At 59.6% G+C, this 21,446-nt stretch carries 14 protein-coding genes; 6 read left to right on the top strand and 8 right to left on the bottom strand.

Annotated features, from left to right (window positions below):
- Positions 1–101 precede the first annotated feature (101 nt).
- On the top strand, positions 102–5,954 hold the full coding sequence (locus PMI25_RS12425) for a DUF3320 domain-containing protein (RefSeq protein ID WP_007965248.1): 5,853 nt from the start codon (positions 102–104) through the stop codon (positions 5,952–5,954).
- A 136-nt stretch (positions 5,955–6,090) separates the two neighbouring features.
- Here PMI25_RS12425 and PMI25_RS12420 read toward each other — a convergent pair whose 3' ends face one another.
- The 8 genes from PMI25_RS12420 to PMI25_RS12385 all read right to left on the bottom strand — a co-directional run bounded on the left by PMI25_RS12420 (position 6,091) and on the right by PMI25_RS12385 (position 15,602).
- The gene (locus PMI25_RS12420; protein ID WP_007965246.1) at positions 6,091–7,479 is read right to left on the bottom strand and encodes an amidohydrolase family protein; all 1,389 of its coding nucleotides are present in this window, start codon (positions 7,477–7,479) and stop codon (positions 6,091–6,093) included.
- Between the two features lie 13 nt (positions 7,480–7,492).
- Positions 7,493–8,848 (bottom strand): nucleobase:cation symporter-2 family protein, encoded by a 1,356-nt coding sequence (locus PMI25_RS12415; protein WP_007965244.1) that lies wholly within the window; start codon positions 8,846–8,848, stop codon positions 7,493–7,495.
- A 260-nt stretch (positions 8,849–9,108) separates the two neighbouring features.
- On the bottom strand, positions 9,109–10,149 hold the full coding sequence (locus PMI25_RS12410) for a CobW family GTP-binding protein (RefSeq protein WP_007965243.1): 1,041 nt from the start codon (positions 10,147–10,149) through the stop codon (positions 9,109–9,111).
- Between the two features lie 88 nt (positions 10,150–10,237).
- Positions 10,238–10,852, bottom strand: coding sequence for a UbiX family flavin prenyltransferase (locus PMI25_RS12405; protein WP_007965242.1), 615 nt, complete (start codon positions 10,850–10,852; stop codon positions 10,238–10,240).
- An 11-nt stretch (positions 10,853–10,863) separates the two neighbouring features.
- On the bottom strand, positions 10,864–12,249 hold the full coding sequence (locus PMI25_RS12400; RefSeq protein ID WP_007965240.1) for a UbiD family decarboxylase: 1,386 nt from the start codon (positions 12,247–12,249) through the stop codon (positions 10,864–10,866).
- A 279-nt stretch (positions 12,250–12,528) separates the two neighbouring features.
- On the bottom strand, positions 12,529–13,434 hold the full coding sequence (locus tag PMI25_RS12395) for an amidohydrolase family protein (RefSeq protein WP_003224037.1): 906 nt from the start codon (positions 13,432–13,434) through the stop codon (positions 12,529–12,531).
- 4 nt (positions 13,435–13,438) lie between these two features.
- Positions 13,439–14,368 carry an amidohydrolase family protein gene (locus PMI25_RS12390; RefSeq protein WP_007965237.1) on the bottom strand — a complete coding sequence of 310 codons (930 nt, stop codon included), beginning with the start codon at positions 14,366–14,368 and terminating at the stop codon, positions 13,439–13,441.
- Positions 14,369–14,711: 343 nt separating this feature from the next.
- The gene (locus PMI25_RS12385; protein WP_007965236.1) at positions 14,712–15,602 is read right to left on the bottom strand and encodes a LysR substrate-binding domain-containing protein; all 891 of its coding nucleotides are present in this window, start codon (positions 15,600–15,602) and stop codon (positions 14,712–14,714) included.
- 118 nt (positions 15,603–15,720) lie between these two features.
- Here PMI25_RS12385 and PMI25_RS12380 point away from each other — a divergent pair, with 118 nt between their 5' ends.
- The 5 genes from PMI25_RS12380 to PMI25_RS12360 all read left to right on the top strand — a co-directional run bounded on the left by PMI25_RS12380 (position 15,721) and on the right by PMI25_RS12360 (position 21,376).
- Positions 15,721–16,185, top strand: a complete 465-nt coding sequence (locus PMI25_RS12380; RefSeq protein WP_007965234.1) for a (2Fe-2S)-binding protein — start codon at positions 15,721–15,723, stop codon at positions 16,183–16,185.
- Entirely contained in the window at positions 16,185–18,398 is a 2,214-nt protein-coding gene (locus PMI25_RS12375; RefSeq protein ID WP_007965233.1) for a xanthine dehydrogenase family protein molybdopterin-binding subunit, read from the top strand. Before PMI25_RS12380 ends, PMI25_RS12375 begins: the two co-directional genes overlap by 1 nt.
- 6 nt (positions 18,399–18,404) lie before the next feature.
- On the top strand, positions 18,405–19,298 hold the full coding sequence (locus tag PMI25_RS12370; RefSeq protein WP_007965231.1) for a LysR substrate-binding domain-containing protein: 894 nt from the start codon (positions 18,405–18,407) through the stop codon (positions 19,296–19,298).
- A gap of 189 nt (positions 19,299–19,487) precedes the next feature.
- Complete coding sequence (locus tag PMI25_RS12365; protein WP_007965230.1) at positions 19,488–20,984, top strand: helix-turn-helix transcriptional regulator; 1,497 nt, start codon at positions 19,488–19,490, stop codon at positions 20,982–20,984.
- A gap of 134 nt (positions 20,985–21,118) precedes the next feature.
- On the top strand, positions 21,119–21,376 hold the full coding sequence (locus PMI25_RS12360; protein ID WP_007965229.1) for a DUF1652 domain-containing protein: 258 nt from the start codon (positions 21,119–21,121) through the stop codon (positions 21,374–21,376).
- The last annotated feature ends 70 nt before the right edge of the window (positions 21,377–21,446 follow it).

The following is a 21,446-nucleotide window of genomic DNA, read 5'->3' as shown; positions in this document are numbered from 1 at the left end:
CTAAAAAGCAGTTTCAAAATCTATCCTTGTCGGTGAGTATGGCGTCTATTTTTAAGCGCTCAGAAGTCGTTTCGTCGAATTTCCAATGGAGAAAATGGTTCATGACCATCAAGATCGAGGGAGTGATCGCCAGCAAGATTGGCTTTGCTTCTCACCAAAATTCTGTCCCGGTCCTCAGAGAACTGACCGTACACAACGATGGTGAAGCTGATTACAGCGATCTTGAGCTGGAGCTTGTCGCGGACCCTCCCTTCCTTGAAGGCAAGACTTGGCGTCTGGATCGATTAAACAAAGAGTCGACGCTACATATTTCAGAACGAAATTTGAAACTGAATGCCGCTTATCTCGCCGATCTGACGGAAAGTCTCAGCGCGACCCTTGCGCTGCGCCTCTATTGCAACGGTGAAGTTCTCAACAGTCAAATCTTCCCGGTTGAGCTTTTGGCACGAAATGAGTGGGGTGGCGTTAACTCGATGCCAGAGCTGCTGCCGGCGTTTGCAATGCCAAATGACCCTGCGGTAGATCGGATACTCAAATCTGCTTCCGATGTTCTGCGCCGGGCTGGCAAGCCGGATGGCATCAACGGTTACGAAAGTAAGTCCAGAACCAGAACCTGGGAGCTCACGTCCGCAATATGGTCTGCAGTCTGCGGACATAAATTGAGCTACGCACTGCCACCGGCAAGCTTTGAGACTCACGGTCAGAAAGTCAGAACTCCGAGCCTCATATTGGAGGGCGGTGTTGCAACATGCCTGGACACAGCATTGCTTTTTGCCGCGGCACTGGAGCAAGCCGGACTGAACGCACTTCTGTTGCTGACGAAAGGTCATGCTTTTGCAGGTGTTTGGTTGCAGCCTCAAGAGTTTTCTCAACTGATTACAGATGAGGCTTCCGCGGTACGAAAGCGTATCGACCTGAAAGAGGCTCTCGTATTCGAAACCACTCTGGCAACGCAATTTCCTGTGCCAGGTTTCAGTCAGGCCATCAGTACAGCTGAAAGGCAGGTCAACGATGATGATTTCATCATGGCCATTGATATGCATCGAGCACGCATGCAGCGCATCCGTCCTTTGGCAACGTCAATCCCCGTGTCGAAATCAGATGTGATTCAAGAGTCGGAGGCACCACTCGAGGCACTGGAGATTGCGCCACAATTGCCGGGCTTTGACGTAGAGACTCTTACTGAGTCAGAAACTCCCACCGGTAAGCTGACGCTGTGGCAACGCAAGCTTCTCGATCTGACTACTCGAAATCGACTTCTACATCTGCCGGATAGTGCTAAAGGCGTTCGCTTGATTTGTCCTGAACCCGCTGAGCTAGAAGACCAACTGGCCAGCGGCAAGCGCATCAGGATCGTGTCTATACCGGATCTGGAGGCTGGAGGTAGAGATGCGGCACTCTATGAGCAACAAAATCGCGAGTCACTCAGAGATGAATATGCTCGCAGTGCATTGTCTCGTGGTGAGGTACTGGCCACCCTTGAGAAAACTAAGCTCGAAGTAGCGCTCATTGACCTGTACCGGAAGGCTCGAAGTGATCTCGATGAAGGCGGAGCCAATACTCTCTTTCTTGCACTCGGGTTTTTAAAGTGGAAAAAGTCGGCAGACGACCCAAAAACCTATTCCGCACCTTTAATTTTGCTCCCCGTAAAACTTGATCGTAAAAGTGCGTTGTCCGGCGTGACGATGACATTGCTTGAGGACGAGCCTCGCTTCAATTTGACCCTGCTCGAACTGTTACGACATGACTTTGAACTCGTTATTCCTGGGCTTGAAGGTGAGCTTCCGACCGACGACAGTGGCATTGATGTCACTGGAATCTGGAATACAGTGCGCCGTGCCATCAGAGATGTGCCGGGCTTCGAGGTCACCACCGAACTCGTGTTGGGAACGTTCTCCTTCGCGAAGTATTTGATGTGGCAGGATTTGGCTGCTCGCTCAGAGCAGCTTTTGAAGAGCCCGATGGTCAAACATTTGTTGGAAAGAAGTGTCGGCGGTGAGGGCTTTGCTACATCGGGGGAGTTTCCACAGCCTCACGAGTTGGATAGAAAAGTCAGCCCGGCCGATCTGTTCACACCGTTGCCGGCAGACTCCTCCCAATTGGCTGCAGTCGTTGCCTCCGCCAGTGGCTGTGATTTCGTTCTTGATGGACCTCCCGGTACCGGTAAGTCCCAAACTATCGCCAATATGATCGCTCACAACCTGGCCCTGGGTCGCAGGGTCTTGTTCGTAGCAGAAAAAATGGCCGCTTTGGATGTTGTCTATCGTCGGCTAGAAGAAAAGGGGCTAGGCGAATTCTGTCTTGAGCTGCACTCCAGCAAAACATCCAAAGTTGAAGTACTTAAACAACTTGAGCGGGCTTGGGATGTTCGCGATGCGTTGACCACTGAAGAGTGGGCCGTAGAAACGGCAAAACTGCACAAGCTACGAAATCGATTGAACGAAGTCGTGGAAACCTTGCATCGTCGGCAACCTAATGGATTAACAGTCCATCAGGCTATAGGTCGTGTCGTTCGAGATGGGGACGCTGCGTTGCCGCGTATTGCATGGCCAGAGGGAACGTCTCACGACGCGGAGGATTACGCGCGCCTGCGTGATCTTGCCCGGCGTCTCGACTTGAATAGTCAGGCTGCCCGCGATCTGTCAGGTGACTTCTCACTCATCGCTCCCACCGAATGGTCAAACGGCTGGCAAGAGTCGATCGCTGCAGTATCCAGGGAGCTGCCGGGCGTCATTGAGCGGCTGAAGGTTGCCTGTAACAACTTGTTGAGAGCCACCGATCTTCCCCTAGCCTTTACGAGTGGGGAGGACATCGAGCGTCTTTGCCAGTTTGTTGCACTTTTGGTAGATACGCACGGTATCGATCTCTCTTTTGCATTCACGATGAATGCAAGTGCCAAGATCGTTGCAGCCAAGAAAGCTGTGCAGATCCTCACAAATTACCAAGAAATTGAACACTCGCTGTCGGTGCGTTACGCCTCAGAAGCCTGCCGCACCATCAATCTCGAACAACTCAAAAGCGACTGGGAAACGGGCAAGACCAAGTTTTGGTTCCTCGCTACTTTGGCCAAGAAAAAGGTGGCTAAGAACCTTGCGGGGCAGGGCGGAGCGGTTGGACTTCCAAACGTTGAGCAGGATCTTGCCAGACTCTTCGAAATGCGTGATCTGCTCATATCGCTGGACAGCTTGTCTGCAGATATAAACGCTGTGCCTGGATGGAGCGGAGTTTCTAGTGATCAATCCGCGATGGCAGTAGCCTGGGACCTCGCTGAACGCCTGCGGACCTTGATCAGCTCGAACGCAGAATCCCCTGAAGATCTTATTGCACTGCGGGGGGCCACGCAAAAGCTGGTCACTGAAGCCAATGAGCTATTGGGCGGGGGTGGTTTTATCGCAGCAGCGCTTCACCAGTTGAAAGATGCATTGGAAACGTTTAGTCAAATGAGCAAACGCTTCAATGAACTGAGTAATCGCCCGGTAGAGAGCAAATTGACCATTGAGTCATTGCTCGATGCGGCCAGTGCTATTTCTCGGCATGAGACGAAGCTGAAAGCCTGGTGCGATTGGTGTCGGGTGCGTGAAGAGGCTATAGCGTCCGGGCTTCAACCGCTAAGTGATGCATTGGCAACCAAAGGGTTGCCAGAGGGCGGGACTGTAGACGCATTCGAAACATCTTATGCACGGTGGTTTGCAAGGGTGATGATCGACGCGGAACCGCTGCTTCGTAATTTCGTGCCGGCAGAGCACACTAGCGATATTGAGGCGTTTGTACGTCTGGATGAGGAGCTTTCAAAGCTTACTGTCCGATACATACGAGCGAAGCTGTGTGGATTGATCCCGTCGAAAAACGAGATCGGCAAGCAAGGTGGTTTCGGCATCTTGAAGCACGAGCTGCAAAAATCACGTCGGCACAAACCCGTGCGACAGCTTGCTGTTGAGATGGGCGATGCCATGTCGAAACTCGCTCCTTGCATGCTGATGAGCCCTCTATCGATTGCGCAGTATCTACCAACAGATCTCGCGCTTTTTGACTTGGTGATATTCGATGAGGCATCGCAAATTGCGCCATGGGATGCAATCGGGTCAATCGCGAGGGGGAAGCAGGTGGTCATTGCGGGTGATCCCCGTCAGATGCCTCCAACCAATTTTTTCAATCGCGCCGCGTCTGCCGCAGAAGATGATACTGCTGAGGATATGGAGAGCATTTTGGATGAGTGTCTGGGCGCAGGTATCCCAAGTCATAGCCTCAGTTGGCACTACCGGAGTCGCCATGAAAGCTTGATTGCATTCTCGAACCATCGCTACTACGACAGCAATCTCATCACCTTCCCTGCGGCTGAAACGCGTGCCAGCGCTGTGGAGTGGCGACGTATTGATGGCGTCTACGCAAAAGGCAAGGGCAGGCACAATCAGGCCGAGGCCGAGGCCATCGTTACCGAGACTGTGAAGCGATTGATGGATCCGGCGTTTGTAGCGAGCGGTCATACTATTGGGATCATCACACTCAATAGCGACCAGCAAAGACTGATCAACGATCTGCTGGATAGGGCACGGCAACAGTTTCCGCAGATTGAGCCGTTCTTCCAGCATGACATTGCCGAACCCGTCGTCGTAAAAAACCTGGAGACAGTTCAGGGCGATGAGCGCGATTTGATCATGCTAGGTATCGGATATGGTCCAACCGACCCTGGTGCGCAGGTTATGTCGATGAACTTCGGTCCATTGAACAAAGAAGGCGGATGGCGTCGTTTGAACGTGGCGATAACCCGTGCACGCAGGGAGATGATGGTTTTCTCCTCTTTTGATTCTTCGATGATTGATTTGAATCGCACCAACGCTCGAGCTGTTCGCGATTTGAAGCACTTCATTGAATTTGCCCAGAGAGGGCCAAGGGCTCTTGCCGAGGCAGTGCAGGGTTCAGTGGGCGGTTATGACTCGCCTTTTGAGGAAGCTGTTGCTCAAGAGCTGAGACGAAAAGGTTGGCAAGTCGTACCGCAAATAGGCGTGTCTCGTTTCCGAATTGATCTAGGTATTGTCCATCCTGACAGACCTGGCGATTATCTGGTTGGTGTTGAATGTGATGGTGCTACCTATCACAGTGCGGCGACCGCCCGAGATCGTGACAAGGTTCGTAGCGCAATCCTGCAAGGGTTGGGTTGGAAGCTGGTTCGGCTCTGGTCTACAGAGTGGTGGATTGATAAGTCTGGTGCACTGGATCGGTTGCATGGATCGCTTGAAGCTCTTTTGGAAGAGTCGCGTGCATCTGCTCTTGTTAGCAAAACGGTTGAGCAGGAATCTGCAATACCTCATTTGTCATTAGTGCATAGCGCTCCATTGGCAAATGACTTAGAAAAAGAGGAAATCGCTGCTGCATCCGAGGGTGAGGCTTCTGGCGAACTACCTCCCGACCTCAAGATAGCGAAGTCGTTTGCATTGCAGGTCTCGCCAGCAATCAAAGATGAATATCGTGTCACCGACTTCACAAGCGTGGGTGACAGAATCAATGCAGAGGCGTTTTACTCTCCTGAATATGATTCAGTTCTTGCTGAATTGATTGCACATGTGTTGTTGCAAGAGGCTCCTGTCCTCGATTCAGTGTTGGTACAGCGCGTAGCCCGCGCACATGGTTTTCAACGCTCTGGGCGCCTCATTCGAGAGCGGGTTCTTGATCTGACAGAACAAAACCATCATTTGAAAAGTGATCCTGTGGATGGTCAATTTGTTTGGCATTCTGAAAATGATATTGCTGGTTGGAACAAATATCGAATACCTGCGACCTTGGGTGACGGCCGTTCGGTTGAGGAGATAGCCACGGAAGAGCTGCTGATGGTTGCCTCTTTAATCTCTGCTGGCGACATGCCTTTGGAGATCGCCAAAACTTTCGGCGTTAAGCGTCTGACCAGTGCCGCGCGTGAAAGGATAGAGCTAGCAATTAAGTCGATGTCAGATTTGTGATTTTTTAAAGCACTACAACGAAAGGAGAGCATGGCGGTTGCCAGCTCTCCTTTTTATTGCCCGTTATTACTCAGTCGACTGAAAGCCCGCCATCGCTGGCAAGCCAGCTCCCACAGGGTTTTGCATCGCCTGCGGATTAATCGTCGATATTCATCATCGCCTGCACTCCTTCCCACGCTTCGGCGCGCATCCGTTCGATATCCAGCCCCGGAATCACGCCGTTATCGACCACAACCCGGCCGCCCACCAGGCTGTATTTCACCGTGATCGGTTCCCCCGCGACCACCGGGGCAACTGCGCGATCGTGGAAACCGAAGAACCGTGGATGATCAAGGCTGTAGATCACCAGATCCGCCGCTTGGCCGATTTCCAGTGTTCCGACCGCGCCCAGTCCCAATACCTGCGCGCCGCCCGCCGTGCCCCAGTGGATCACGTCTTCGGCGGTGGTGGCCGAAGCGCCTTGTTCGGCGCGGTGGATCAGCCACGCAGTGTTGGCTTCGCCGACCATGCTCCCGGATTCGTTGGACGCGACGCCGTCGACGCCGAGGGAAATCGGTACGCCGGCTTCATACATTTGCGGCACTGGCGCGACGCCGCTGCCCAGGCGCGCGTTGCTCACCGGGCAATGCGAGACGCCGGTGCCGGTCTGGGCGAGCATGCGGATTTCGCCGGGTTGCAGGTGCACGGCGTGGGCGAACCAGACGTCCGGGCCGAGCCATTCGTGTTCGGCGACGAACTCCACCGGCAGGCAGTTGTATTTCTCGCGGCAGAAATTCACGTAGTTCTGCGTTTCCGACAGGTGCGTGTGCAGACGCAAACCGAGGCCGCGGGCGGTGTGCGCCAGTTCGCGCAGCAGGGTCGGCGGCAGCGAAAAGGTCGGCGTGGTGGGCGCGACGACCACCCGGCGCAAGGCGTCCGGGATGTCCTGGTGATACAGCGATTTCAGCCGCTCGATGTCGCCGACCATTTGCTCGAGGCTTTCCGGTTGCAGCGCGGTTTTCGAGAAGCCCGGGTGCGCGCTGGCGGATTCCAGCGCGCCACCGCGACACAGCACAAAGCGCAGGCCGAATTCCTCGGCGAGGTCGAACAGCAAGTCGCCGGTCTCGGTGCTGCCGTGGGCGTGGTAGAGGTAGTGGTGATCGGCGCACGTCGTCACTCCGGACAGCAGCAATTCGACCATGCCCAGGCGGGCGGCGATCCGTGCCAGTTGCGGGGTGAAGCGGTTCAGACGCGGGTAGGGCACGCTCGCCAGCCAGCCCTGCAGATCCTGATTCAAACCTTCGGGCACGGCTTTGAGCAGGTTCTGAAACAGGTGATGGTGGGTGTTGATCCAGCCCGGATAGACCACGCAGTTGCGCGCATCGATCACCCGCTCGCCGGGTTGCGCCTGGAGGTCGACGGCCATTTCCGCGATGCGTCCGTTGACCACGCGAATGTCCACCGCCCCGGCACGGGCACGCGGGCCGCGCAGGCCGGTCATCACCGCTACGGGGGTTTTGATCAGGATGGTTTGAAGTTGAGTCATGGGCAGGCTCCAGTCAGAGAATGTGCGAAGCGGATTTGCCGGGTGTGGTTTCTGGCACGCTGACGCCGTTGAGCGCCGCGTTGAGCAGCACCGACACCAGGCAGGCGATGACCACGCTGCTGTGCAGGAACGGCTGTGACCACTCGGGCATTTGTTTGAACAGGGTGGGCGCGAGCACCGGTACCAGCGCGGCGGCGATGGTGAAACCGACGATCAAGACGTTGTAGCGATTGCGCTCGTAATCGACCTTGGCGAGGGTCTGGATGCCCGCTGCCGCGACCACGCCGAACATCGCAATGCCGGCACCGCCCAAAGCTGCGGTGGGCATCGAAGCGATGATCGCCCCGGCCTTGGGCACCAGCGCAATCGAGCACATCAGCAGGCCGCTGACCGCCACCACCCAACGGCTGCGCACGCCAGTCAGGATCACCAGGCCGACGTTTTCCATGAAGGCGATAAACGGGAATGCCGCGAACATCCCGGCGATGGTGCTGGCCAGGCCATTGGCGCGCAGGCCATTGACTACTTGCTGGTCTTCCACCGGTTTGTCGACAATGTCTCCAATGGCCACAAATAGCCCCATCGACTCGACCATCTGCACGATCATCACCACCACCATGGTCGCGATGGGGATCAGGCTGAACGTCGGCAGGCCGAAGTAGAACGGGTAGGGCACGGTCAGCCACGGCGCCTCTTCGACGCTGTGAAAATTGCCCATGCCCAGACCGTAGGCCAGACCGGCACCGACCAGCATCCCCACCAGCACCGCCATGTTGCGCAATAACGGGCTGCCGTAGCGATTGACCAGCAAAATGGTCAGCAACACCACCACCGCCACACCGAGAAACGCCGGGGCGCCGAAGTTGCTCGCGTTACGCCCGCCACCGACCCACTCATAGGCAATCGGGAACAGCTGCAAACCGATCACCGTGACGATGCAGCCGGTGACCACCGGCGGGAAAAACCGCCGCAATCGGCCCACGAACGGCGCCATCAGCATGGTGAAGATCCCGGCGCCGATCACCGCCCCACAGACCCCGGCAAACCCCACCTGGGGATCGCTGCCGATGGCGATCACCGGGCCGACGCTGCTGAACGCCACGCCTTGCAGAATCGGCAGACGTACACCGAATTTCCAGAAACCAACGGTTTGCAACAGAGTGGCGATTCCGGAGCAGAACAGTGTGGTGCTGATCAGCACCACGGTGTCGGCGTGGGACATTTTCAGCGCGCTGGCAACAATCAACGGCACGGCGATGGCGCCGATGTACGAGACGGCCATGTGTTGCAGGCCGAGGGTGAGCATCTGTCGTACCGGCAGAATGCGGTCGACGGGGTGCACGGTGGAGGAAGGAGTGGCTGACGACATGGGGAATCACCTCTAGCTGTTGTTATTCGGTACAGAGGGGTATTCGTCTGATGCCGATCAATTGATTGACGCCGTGATGAAACACCTGTGGCGAGGGAGCTTGCTCCCGCTGGACTGCGCAGCAGGCCCATGCTGTTCAGGGGCCGCTTCGCGACCCAGCGGGAGCAAGCTCCCTCGCCACAGGTTCGGTGTCACCGTCAATTGAGTGGTCTCAGTCATTCGTGCTGCGAAGCCGCCATCCACCGGCTCCGGTGCCTTGCTCAGCCTGCCAGGCAGGCGGCAAAGCCCTGGTTCAGCGCCGCGCGGTCCAGGTCGCGGCCGATGAACACGATCTTGCTCGAACGCGGCTCCGTGCCCCAGGCGGTCGAGGCGCGGAATTCCACCAGGCTGTGCACGCCCTGCAGCACGTAGCGCTGGTCCTCGTTGGCCACGGCGAGCACGCCTTTCATGCGATAGAGGTTGTCGGCCTGGGACGAGCGCAGCTCGCTGATCCAGCGGTGGAACGCCATCAGGTTGACGGCGCCGTCCACGGCGATGCCCACCGATGACACGCTCGGGTCGTGTTCGTGGTCTGCTGATTCATGGTGGTGGTCATGCTCGTGATGCTCAGGCTCGGCGCCGATTTCCATGAGCTTCTGCGTGCACTCGAACGCGCCGATGCCGAGGATTTTCGTCAGATCGATCTGTGCATGGGTGGAGGTCACCAGATCTGCGGTGGCGTTCAAACCACGGATCTTGCCGCGCAGGATTTCCACCTCGTCGCTGCTGACCAGATCGACCTTGTTGATGACGATGCGGTCGGCGCAGACGATCTGGTCCACCGCCTGATTGTCGACGCCATCCAGTTGCAGGTCCTCCAGGTGCTGGGCGATGTGCTTGGCGTCGACCATGGTCACGATCGCGTCGAGTTCGACTTCCTCGGCAATCGGGTCATTGATGAAAAAGCTCTGTGCCACCGGATATGGATCGGCCAGACCGCTGGTCTCGATCAGGATGTGATCGAGGCGCACCGGGCGCGCCACCAGTTCGCGGACGATGCGCACCAGATCCTCGCGTACCTCGGCGGTGCAGCACACGCAGCCGTTGACCATTTCGTAGATTTCTTCGGTCTCGGAGCTGAGCACCAGATCGCCGTCGATACCGACCTCGCCGAACTCGTTTTCGATCACGGCGATCTTGCGGCCGTGATTTTCCTTGAGGATGTAGTTGAGCAGGGTGGTTTTGCCGGCACCGAGGAAGCCGGTGAGGATGGTCACGGGGATTTTGGTGTTGGGGGTTGGGGCGTTGAAGGGGGTGTTCATGATGAGGCTCCTTTGATTGACCGGTGCACACTGAATTCGGGTGATGCTGCTTCATTGTGGGAGCGAGCTTGCTCGCGAATGCGGTGTGTCATTCAGCAGTGATAGCGACTGTTCCACCGCTTTCGCGAGCAAGCTCGCTCCCACAGGATCCTTGGTGTTCTCGCCATCGTTGTGCGGTGCCAGAGTCGAGGCCGAACAGATCGAGCACCCGGCCGAGGCTGTGATCGACCATTTGCCCAAGACTCTCGGGCCGCGCGTAAAACGCCGGCACCGGCGGCGCGATGATCCCGCCCATTTCGGTGACGGCGGTCATGTTGCGCAGGTGGGCGAGGGTCAGCGGGGTTTCGCGGGCCATCAGCACCAGGGTGCGGCGTTCCTTGAGGGTGACGTCGGCGGCGCGGCCGATCAGCCCGGAAGACGTGCCGGTGGCGATCTCCGCCAGGGTCCTCATCGAACACGGCGCGACCACCATGCCCAGGCAACGGAACGAGCCACTGGCGATCCCGGCGGCGACGTCATCGGCGCGGTGGTAGTGGCTGGCGAGCGCAGTGACATCGGCCAGTTTGTAATCGGTCTCGTGGGCCATGGTCAGCAGCGCGGCACGGCTGATGATCAGGTGGCTTTCGATATTCAGCTCGGCGAGCAATTGCAGCAGACGCACGCCGTAGATGAAGCCGGACGCACCGCTGATGCCCACCACCATCCGCTGGCGGTTCACGATGCCAGGCCTTTGAGCAACACCCGCGCACGTTCGAGCACATCCTGATCCAGCTGCGCCTTGATCCCGTCGAAGCCCGAGCCACGTGTTGCATCAAGGCCCATGCGCGAAGTGGTGCCGTTGACCGATGACGACGGATCCAGCGGACTGCCGGGCAAGCCATCGATCACGAAAATATCCAGATGCGGCTGGAAGTGCGTGGCCAGCGCCCACAACACCTGGCTGTCGTCGGTGATGTCGATATCGCTGTCCACAGCAATCACGTTTTTCAGGTACGGGTCCCAGCCGAGCAGGGCCAGCATGATCTGTCGCGCTTCGCCGTCGCGGCTCTGATCCAGCGCCACGTAGCAATGAAAGTGCGTGCCGGAGTTCGGGTAGTGCACGGCGGTGACGGCGGGGAAACGCGCCTTGAGCTTCTCGCTCATTTCCGCTTCGCGCGGCAGCCGGGCGAGGGTCAGATGCTCGGCGTAGCGGCCGCCCATCACGTCCACCAGCCAGGCGTCCTTGCGCCGCAACAGGGTGTCGACGCGCAGCACGTTGTTGGTCGAGCGATCCGAGGAATAACCGCTGAACTCACCGAACGGGCCTTCCTCGGCGTAGGCCGTCGGGTCGATGGCGCCTTCCAGGACAAATTCGGCGTGAGCCGGTACGCCGATGCCGTAGCGCGGGGTCTTGACCAGTTCCAGCGGCGCACCGAACAGCCCGCCGGCCACCGCACGTTCATCGCTGCCATACGGCAGGCGTGCAGCGGCGGCGAGCATGAACAGCGGATGCGCGCCGACCACCATCGCCACGCGCAATTCTTCGCCGCGCTCGCGGGCGGTCTGCAGCATCCGCCACAGGTGTCCACGCGAGTGCAGGCTGGTCGCAAGGGACTGGCGGGCGTGGCGCATCGAGCGGTGGTAGCTCATGTTGGCAATGCCGGTCTGCGGGTCCTCGGCGATGATGATCGCGTTGGTGATGTACGGGCCGCGGTCGCTGTCGAAATGCTTGAGCATCGGCAGCAGCGCCAGATCCACGGCTTCGCCTTCGAACACTTCATCGAACACCGGGCCGCTTTCCACGTAGCGCGGGGCGATGGGCTGGTTGGCGCGGCGCTGGAAGGTTTCGTGCAGTTGTGCAGGCGTTACGCCGAACAACCGGGCAATGCGGGTGCGGGAGGCGAACAGATTGGTCGCCACCGGCACCTTGAGGCCGCCGACGTGTTCGCAGATCAGTAGCGGATCGCGGCCCTGTGCGGCGAGGGCATCGACCAGGGCGGTGATGTCCTGATCGGCAGAAACGGGTTGGGTGATGGTCAGCACATCGTCCGGGTACTCACGGCGATAGGCGTCGATGAACACGTGAAAATCCTGAGAATCGCCGAGCGTCGAACGGGTCATGGTTTCACCTCGTAAAAAGCAGGCACGCAGGGGTGAGAAGGCGTTCGATCGAGCAGCCGTTGGCCTGCCGGTCGAGGGAGCGCCGGGTCATCTTCGTGCCTGTAAAGTCGCTGTGTTGCCTCTACTGTTCACTCAGGTGCTGAGCAGATCCCTGTGGCGAGGGAGCTTGCTCCCGCTGGACTGCGCAGCAGGCCTTGTTCTTTGGGGGCGGCTTCGCCACCCAGCGGGAGCAAGCTCCCTCGCCACAAGGGTTCAGCATGGCTTCAGCGAACAGCGGTATCAGAGATACGTGGTGGTCAGGCGTATGTCGGCCTCAACCAGATCCTTGGGCGGTGGCGTCGGTTCGATCCCGCACAACCGGGCGATGTTGTTGCCCAGGTAGTCTTCGAGATGATCCTCGTCGATGCCCAGGCCCTGCGGTGCCGGTGAGCACAACACCTCCAGCTCGCGCAGCCACATGCCCGGTTCGTTCGGCGGCGAGTCGGTGCCGAACACGATCTTGTTGCGCGGCAGTTCCTTGGCGAACTCGACGATCCTCGACTGGAAGCACCAGCCGGATTCGCAGTACACGTTAGGCGTGTCCATCGCCATCCAGAAGGCCTCGAACGAGTAGTTGCCGCCGGTCTGGATGCCGAAGTGGCCGATGATGAAATTGACCATTGGGAACTCGCGGATGATCGGGTAGAACATCGTCGGAATGGTGTACGGGCCGTCGCCGGTGTGGATCAGCACGACGATGTTGTACTTGGCGCAGACTTTCATCGCCGGGCGCAACCAATCCAGCGCCCGGTCCGGGCGATAGCCGTGCATGTTGGCGTGCAGCTTGAGCATCTTGAAGCCGTATTCCTTGATGTGGAATTCCAGCTCCGCCGCACCGTTTTCCGGTCCCCAGCGCGGGTTGAAGTTGAAGTTGCCGATGAAGCGATCCGGGTACTTCACACAGAGTTCGGCGACATACGACATGTAGTCACGCACGCCCTCGCGGCCCCGGCGGTTGCCGTCGCGATAACCGGTGTTGCCCGGTGGTGGCTGGATGAAACCCATGTCGATGCGGCGTGGTTTGCCGTTGATCATGTACGGGCCGTCCATCAGTTTGAGCATGCGCTCGCCGGTGAACGGTTCGCCGGTGTGGCGCCAGGCCTCGTCGACCAGGTTGGTGGGGTGCAGATGGGTGTCGATGATCATCGGTTCAGCTCCTGGCCAGTTGCGTGGTGACGGGGCGCTTGAGTTGCGCCTCTGCTTCGGAAACGGAACGCGGCGGCGGGGTCGGTTCGAGGCCGATCATCCGCGCGGTGTTGTTGCCCAGGTACTCCTCGAGCGTGTCTTCGTCGAGGTTCAGGCCTTGCGGCGGTTCGTGGCAGAGCACTTCGAGCAGGCGCAGCCACATGCCCGGTTCGTTCGGCGGGGTGTCGGTGCCGAACAGGATCTTGTGCGTTGGCAAGACCTTGGCGAACTCGACGATCCGCGATTGCAGGCACCAGCCCGATTCGCAATAGACGTTGGGCAGCTCCATCGCCCATTGCATCGGTTCGAACACGTAGACGCCGCCGGTCTGCACGCCGAAGTGGGCCATGATGAAATTCACGTTGGGGAATTCCTTGATCATCGGCACCCATTCCGACGGGATGCTGTACGGCCCGTCGCCGGTGTGCAGCTTGACCGGAATGCCCAGCTCGGCGCATTTCTCGAAGCACGGGCGCACCCAGTCCAGCGCCCGGTCAGGCCGGTAGGCGTGCATGTTGGCCTGCATCTGCACCATCTTGAAACCGTGCTCCTTGACGTAGCGCTCGATCGCCTCGACGCCGTTTTCCACCCCGCAGCGCGGGTTGTAGACGAAGCAGCCGATGAAACGATCCGGGTAGGTCTGGACCATTTTCAGGGTGTAGGCCATGTAGGCGTCGATGGATTCACGGCCCGAGAGTTCGCCATCGGTCCAGGTGTAGATGGTGTTGCCCTGCGGCGGCTGGATGAAGGCTTTGTCGATACGGCGAGGTTTGCCGTTGACCATGTACGGGCCATCCATCATCTCCAGCAAACGCTCGCCGGTGAACGGGTCACCGTCATGCCTCCAGGCGAGGTCCACGAGATCCGTGGGATAGCAGCTGATATCGATGATCATTGAAGTCGATCTCCTGATAGCGGGGAAGGGAGCCTTGCGGCTCTCGGCATCCACGCCCCGGGCTATCGGCCATTTCTATGCGCAGCACTCGCGCATTCCCTCGCCTGTTCGCATCCGGCCCGGGTGGGTGGTTGCTGAGGGCGAGTATTGGAAGGCGGGGGAGGGTTCGTACAATATTAATTGGGCGCGGTGGTGATACTTGGGCGATATGGTTTTGGTTTTGGTCTTTTGGTGAATGTGCCGGCCCCATCGCTGGCAAGCCAGCTCCCACAGTGATCGAAGTGTTGATCCGATCTGTGTCACACCACAAAAACCTGTGGGAGCTGGCTTGCCAGCGATGGCGTCAGGACTGTGTACGCGCAGCCAACTGCCTGATCACCTCAACCACCGGCGCCACCCGCTCCGCCTGCCCGTGCGGCCACACGGCGTAGAGGTTGTAATGCGCGGTAATCTGCGCCTCGTTCAGCGCCACCAGCCGCCCATTGCGCAACGCATCGGCAGCCAGCAATCCACGCACCAGCCCTGCACCGACACCCGCTTCAGCCGCCGCTATCAGGTTCGCCGCATTATCGAAAATCACCCGCGCCGGTGGCTCCTCGGGCGGCATTCCAGCTGCGTCCAGCCACGGAATCCACGAGCGTCGCGTATAGCCCAACAAGGGCAACTGCAGAATCTGCGCCGGACTCAACGGCAACTGCAAACCATAGCGCTCAAGCAGCGCCGGCGAAGCCACCGCCAGCACCCGATCACCACAGATCTGCGTCATCTCGCAGTCATCCCAATCGCCATAACCGTAACGCAACGCCAGGTCCACGCGCTCGAACGTGCTGCGATCACTGCGCGGCATCGACAGCAGCGTCACTTCGTAATCCGGCAATTGATCGAGCAACTGCGGCAGGCGCGGATTGAGCCAGCTCTGCGCCAGCTCGCTGTCCACATCCAGGGTCAGGCGCTGCGCCACGCTGCGGTTTTTCACCGAGGACAGTGCGCGGTCGATCTGCGCCAGACCGTCCGCCAGCACGCTGGCAAACAGCTGCCCGGCGTCGGTGAGGTTGCTGCCGCCGCCTTCACGCACAAACAACGGCTGACCGATGAAATCTTCCAGTGCGCGAATCTGCTGGCTGATCGCGCTGTGAGTCAGATCAAGTTTGCGCGCCGCGCTGGAAAAACTGCCACTGCGCGCCGCGTGGATGAACGCACTCATGGACTGCACTGACGGGTATCGCTTGTACATGTTGTTAGTCCTGCTAACAGCGGTTGGCAGAAATCGTCGCTGGCCGCGATTTGCCCGGGGTTCCAATAATCGGTGACCAGGCCCGCACAAAGACGGGCCGCTCTTTTGGAGCCTGACAATGATCGCATTCACGGTTAACGGCGAACGACGCGAGCTGGATGAAGCGTCCCCCTCCATGCCCTTGTTATGGGTACTGCGTGACCAACTGAAACTCACCGGCACCAAATTCGGCTGCGGCATGGGCCTGTGCGGTGCCTGCACCGTGCATCTGGACGGCGTCGCGGTGCGTTCCTGCCAGTTGCCGCTGGCCGCCGTCGCGGGCCACAGCATCACCACCATCGAAGGTTTGTCGCCGAACGAAAGCCATCCGCTGCAACTGGCCTGGGTCGCCGAAGATGTGCCGCAATGCGGCTACTGTCAATCCGGGCAGATCATGTCCGCCGCCGCGCTGCTCAACACCGGCGCAGCGGTGAGCGACGATTCGATCCGCAATGCGATGTCCGGCAACATTTGCCGCTGCGGCACTTACGGGCGGATCAACAAAGCGATCAAACGTGCGGCGAACGCGCCGAAGGAGGCGTGATGAGCCTGCGCGACGACACCTTGCTCGAACCGTCCCGGCGGGTGTTTCTCAAGCAAGCAGCGACGGTGGCTTCGGGTCTGGCGATTGCCTTGTACCTGCCATCCGGCAGCGCCGCCAGCGACCCGAAAGCCCCGGCCCCGGCCACGGAATTCGAGCCCAACGCCTGGGTGCGAATCTTCCCCGACGGCACGGTGAAACTGGTGGTGCACAAACACGATTCCGGCACCGGCACGCAAACAGCGCTGGCCGCGTGTGTGGCCGAAGAGCTGGATGTGAACCCGATGACCGTGCAGGTGATCACCCCGGAAGATCCGTTTTTCGACACCTACATTCACCCGGTCTGGAAAGTCTTCTCCACTGGCGGCAGCACCAGTGTGTCGCTGGAATACGAGCGCTTGCGCATGGCTGGGGCCACCGCCCGTGCGTTGTTGATCGCAGCGGCAGCGAAGCAATGGAAGGTCGGCCCCGACAGCTGCAGCTCCGAAGAAGGTCGGGTGGTTCATCTGTCCAGCAAACGCAGCCTCGGCTACGGCGAACTGGTCGGCGTGGCGGCGCATTTGCCGGCGCCGGCCAATGTCACGCTGAAGGATCCGGCGCAGTTCAAGTACATCGGCAAACTGCGGCACAAACGTGACGCGGCGGCCAAGGTCTGCGGGCGCTTCAAGTACAGCATCGACGTGCAGTTGCCGGGGATGCTGGTGGCAGTGATTCAGCGCGCGCCGGTAGTCGGGGCGAAAGTGCTCAGCGTGGATTCGGCGGCGGCATTGCAGGTGCCGGGCGTGCGCCAGGTGCTTGCGATTCCGGGGCGGCCCGATGTACTCGGCGGCAACCTGGAAGGCGTGGCGGTGCTGGCCGACACGTTCTGGGCGGCGCAGCAGGGCCGCAAGGTGCTGGAGATCAAATGGAGCGACTCGCCACTGGCCGGGTTCGACAGCGCGGAACTGACCAAGGCCCAGGCTGCGGCTATTTCCGACCCGCACAGCCAAAGCGTCACGGCCATGACGCATGGCGATGTCGACGCGCAATGGCCGCACGCGGCGCAACTGCTCGAAGCCGATTACCGCATGCCGTACAAGGTGCAGAACCCACTGGAGCCGATCTGCATCACCGCGCACGTCAAGGACAGTGCAATCACCTATTGGGGCGGCGTGCAGGTGCCGTCCTCGGCGCTGGAAGCCGCGCAAACCGTGTGCGGCATCGACAATGGCAAGGTCACCATCAACGAACTGGTGTCCGGTGGCAGCTTCGGTGCGCGGGAGGCCAAATACTGGTTGTTCGAGGTGGCGTATCTGGCGCAGCAGACCGGCGTGCCGGTGAAATTGCTCAACAGCCGCGAAGACGAGATGCACGCACTGTTCAATCACCCGGCGACGCTGCACCGGGTCAAAGGCGCGCTGGATGCCCACGGCCAACTCAGCGCGCTACAACTGCACGCGGTGTCACCGGCCTCGCCGGAGCAGTGGGAGCCGGGCTATTTCGAGCGCCCGGATCACATGGATTACAGCACCACCGAAGCGATCACCGCGTGGGATTTCGCCTACCGTCCGCCGCATCTGCAGTTGAACTGGGTCAAGCACGAAAGCAACGTGCCCAGTGGCTGGTATCGCTCGGTGAGTTTCATTCCCAACGTGTTCGCCATCGAGAGCTTCATGGACGAACTGGCCCACGCAGCGGGCGCCGATCCGCTGGCGTTCAGGCTGGCGAATATGCAGGAACGGCCACGGCATGTGGCAGTGCTGAAACAGGCCGCCGAGCGCGCCGGTTGGGGCCAGCCGCTGCCACCGGGCACTGCGTTGGGGATTGCGACCAATCAGGGTTACACCAGTTTTATCGCGGTGGTGGCGCGGGTCGCGACGGTCGATGGCAAGCCGAAAGTCGAGAAGCTGACCTGCGTGGTCGATTGCGGTCTGGCGGTGTCACCTGGCGGCGTCGAAGAGCAGATCTACGGCGGCCTGATGTGGGGCCTCGGCCATGCGTTGTTTGATCGGCTCGACATTCAACAGGGCAGGGTGGTGCAGAGCAATTTCCATGATTATCGCGTGACGCGCATGTCGGACATGCCCGCCACGGACATCGTGGTGCTGGACGGTGAGCCAGGCAAACCCGGTGGCGTCGGCGAGTTAGGCAGTCCGTCGGTGGCACCCGCGATTGCCAACGCCTTGTTCGCGCTGACCGGCGTGCGCCAGCGTTCAACGCCGCTGACTCTGGGGTAAGCCGCCATGGACCTGCGTCTGCTGCGCTATTTCATGGCCCTGGCCGATGAGCTGCATTTCGGTCGCGCCGCCGAGCGTTTGCACATCTGCCAGCCGCCGCTGAGCCAGCAGATTCGTCTGCTGGAAGAAGAACTCGGCACGCCGCTGTTCGAGCGCAGTCACCATCGGGTCGAGCTGACAGCGGCGGGGCAGATGCTCAAGGAGCAGGCGCCGCTGGTGTTCGAACAGCTGGAACGGGCGCTGGACCTCACTCGTCAGACCGGGCGCGGGCAGCTCGGTGAGCTGGAGATCGGCATGATCAGTTCGGTGATGGTCGGTGTGCTGCCCAAGGCCCTGCACCTGTTTCGCGAGCGCTATCCGCAGGTGAACTGGCGGCTGCATGAAATGACCCCGGCGGCGCAGGTCAAGGCGCTGAAGGAAAAACGTATCGACGCTTGCGTGTTCCGCGTCGGTTATGACGATCCGCTGTTGCGCAATGAACTGCTGATCTACGAGCCGATTCATGTGGTGATGCCGGCCGATCATCCGTTAGCCAGGCGCGCGGTGCTGGCCCCGACGGATCTGGCGCAGGAGCCGTTTGTCGCGCTGGAACTGAAGCAGTCGCGGTTCGCCAACTTCCTTTATCAGTGCTGCATTCAGGCCGGATTCACCCCGCAGATCCGCCAGCAGGTGATCGAGGTGCAGACCTTGCTCAGTCTGGTGCGGGCCGGTTTCGGGGTGGCGCTGCTGCCTGCTTCTATCGAGCAGTTGGCTCCGGCGGGGCTGGTGTTCCGCAAGCTGACGCCGGCGCTGCCGGAGGTGCCGTTGTATGCGACTTACCGCGCTGATGATGCTTCGCCGGTGCTCAGGCTGTTTCTCGATACGTTGCGGGAGTTGGTGGAAATGTCGGGCCAACCTTGATCCCTCTTGTGGGAGCGAGCTTGCTCGCGAAGGCGGTGTGTCAGCCGACAAATTATTTGAATGAAATACCGCATTCGCGAGCAAGCCCGCTCCCACAGGGGGACTGTGGTGGTGCGGGAATTTATGTTCGGCACGATCACGATTGCCTGCGGTCGTAATCTTCACACGTGCATTCCCTGTGGAGATCCAATGAGCCAGGAAGTCCTGACCACTGAAACCAACCGTCGCCAGCTGCAGCAGATCATCGCCGGGCTGTCCGACGGGGTGATTCTGCTGGAGCTCGATCAGAGCATCCTCTGGGCCAACGAGGCGGCGCTGGCGATGCACGGTGTCAGCCGGATCGGTGAGCTGGGCGTAAATGCCGATGAGTATGCCAAGCGTTTCACTCTGCGTTATCGCAACAATCACGTGATCCCCCCGGAAAACTATCCGATCAGCCGCGTCGCCCGTTGCGAAGTCTTCAGTGATCTGTTGATCGAGCTGAGCGCCGTGGAGGATCCCGAGCATGTCTGGGTGCACAGCGTGCGCAGCATGGTGCTGACCGACCGCGAAGGGCAGCCGGAGTCGCTGGTCTTGATCATGAGCGATGTCACCGATTGGGCCAACGCCGAGCAGCGCTTCGAGAAAACCTTCAACGCCAACCCGGCGCCCGCGGTCATCTGCCGTCTCAGCGATTTGCGCTACATCAAGGTCAATCCGGGGTTTCTGGAAATGACCGGCTACACCCGCGAGCAGGTGATCGGCACTTCGGCCTATGAGATCGATATTTTCGAGCAGGCCGAGCAAAGGGATCTGGCGATCCAGCGTCTGCGCGATGTGGCGACCATTCCGCAGATGCAGGCTCAACTGCGCCTGCCCGATGGCGGCAGCAAGCAAGTGATCGTTGCCGGGCAACCGTTGGTGCTCAATGATGAGGATTGCATGTTGTTTTCCTTCGTCGACATGGAGCTGCGCCACAAGGCCGAGGTGGCGCTGCGTCAGAGTGAAGAGCGTTTTGCCAAGGCGTTCCGCCTGACGCCGGTGCCGATTCTGATCTGCACCGCCGAAGAGCAGCAGGTGATCGATGTCAATCAGGCGTTCCTCGACGCTCTGGCGTACGAGAGTGACGATGTCGTCGGTAAAACCGTGACTCAATTGAGTTTCATCGACGACGATGGCGCGCGGGCCCGACTGCTGACCGCCCTGGCGAAAAGCGGTCGGGTTGATCGGGTCGACGTCCGGGTGCGCAAGAAGGATGCGGATCTGCTGGAGTGCGCGGTGTCTGCCGACACCGTGAATATCCAGGACACGCCGTGCTATCTGCTGGTGCTGATGGACATCACCGAACGCAAGCGCACCGAGCTGGAGCTGGTGGCGGCGATTGAAGAGGTGATGAAGGATGCTTCGTGGTTCAGCCGGACGCTGATCGAAAAACTGGCCAACGTGAAGAAGGTCAACTCGCCGCAACTGCCGAGCGTGTCGTTCACTGACCTGACGGCGCGTGAGCGCGATGTGCTGGGGCTGATCTGTGAAGGGCTGGCCGACAAGGAGATCGCCGCACGCCTGAAGCTGGCGCCGAACACGGTGCGCAATCATGTGGCGACGGTGTATTCCAAGCTCGATGTGCACAGTCGCAGCGAGGCGATTGTCTGGGCGCGGGAGCGTGGCCTGTTCTCCGGAGAGTGGAGCGGAAAGGGCCAACGTTAGGTGCAAATGCACTAGTTGATACGGTGCAAATGGATGTTTTGGTACGGTGGGGCAGTTCTTAGTCTGTTGGGGTGCGATACGAGCCTGTCGGCTTGGGATCGTCTCCCTTCGAAACAGCTAAAGGAACAGGCTCCATGATGAATCTTGCGCAGTTGCGCGCCAGCCTCGAACAGAGTTTTTCGCCCTTGGCGTGCGAGTGTTCAGTGGATGGGGATCATTCGCTGACAGTGAAGTTGTATCACCCGGATTCGGGGCAGGTGGATCTGGTGATCAGCGGGTTGAAGCTTGATGCGTTGCGTACGCCTGAGTCGGTGGCGGCGTTCGTGGATGAGTTGCGGTATGAGTTGGAGAGTAATTCTTTGCGGGCTGCTCGGGATCCGGATATGGCTTAGGGTTTTAGGGGGGTGGGTGTATATCCGTTGCTGCGGTAACGGCCTCCTATGGTTCCGCCCTTACGGCGGT

It is taken from the genome of Pseudomonas sp. GM30 (genome assembly GCF_000282275.2).
Taxonomy (GTDB): Bacteria; Pseudomonadota; Gammaproteobacteria; order Pseudomonadales; family Pseudomonadaceae; genus Aquipseudomonas.
Note: the sequence above shows the minus strand (reverse complement) of the source record. Positions and strands in the feature narration are given on the sequence as shown.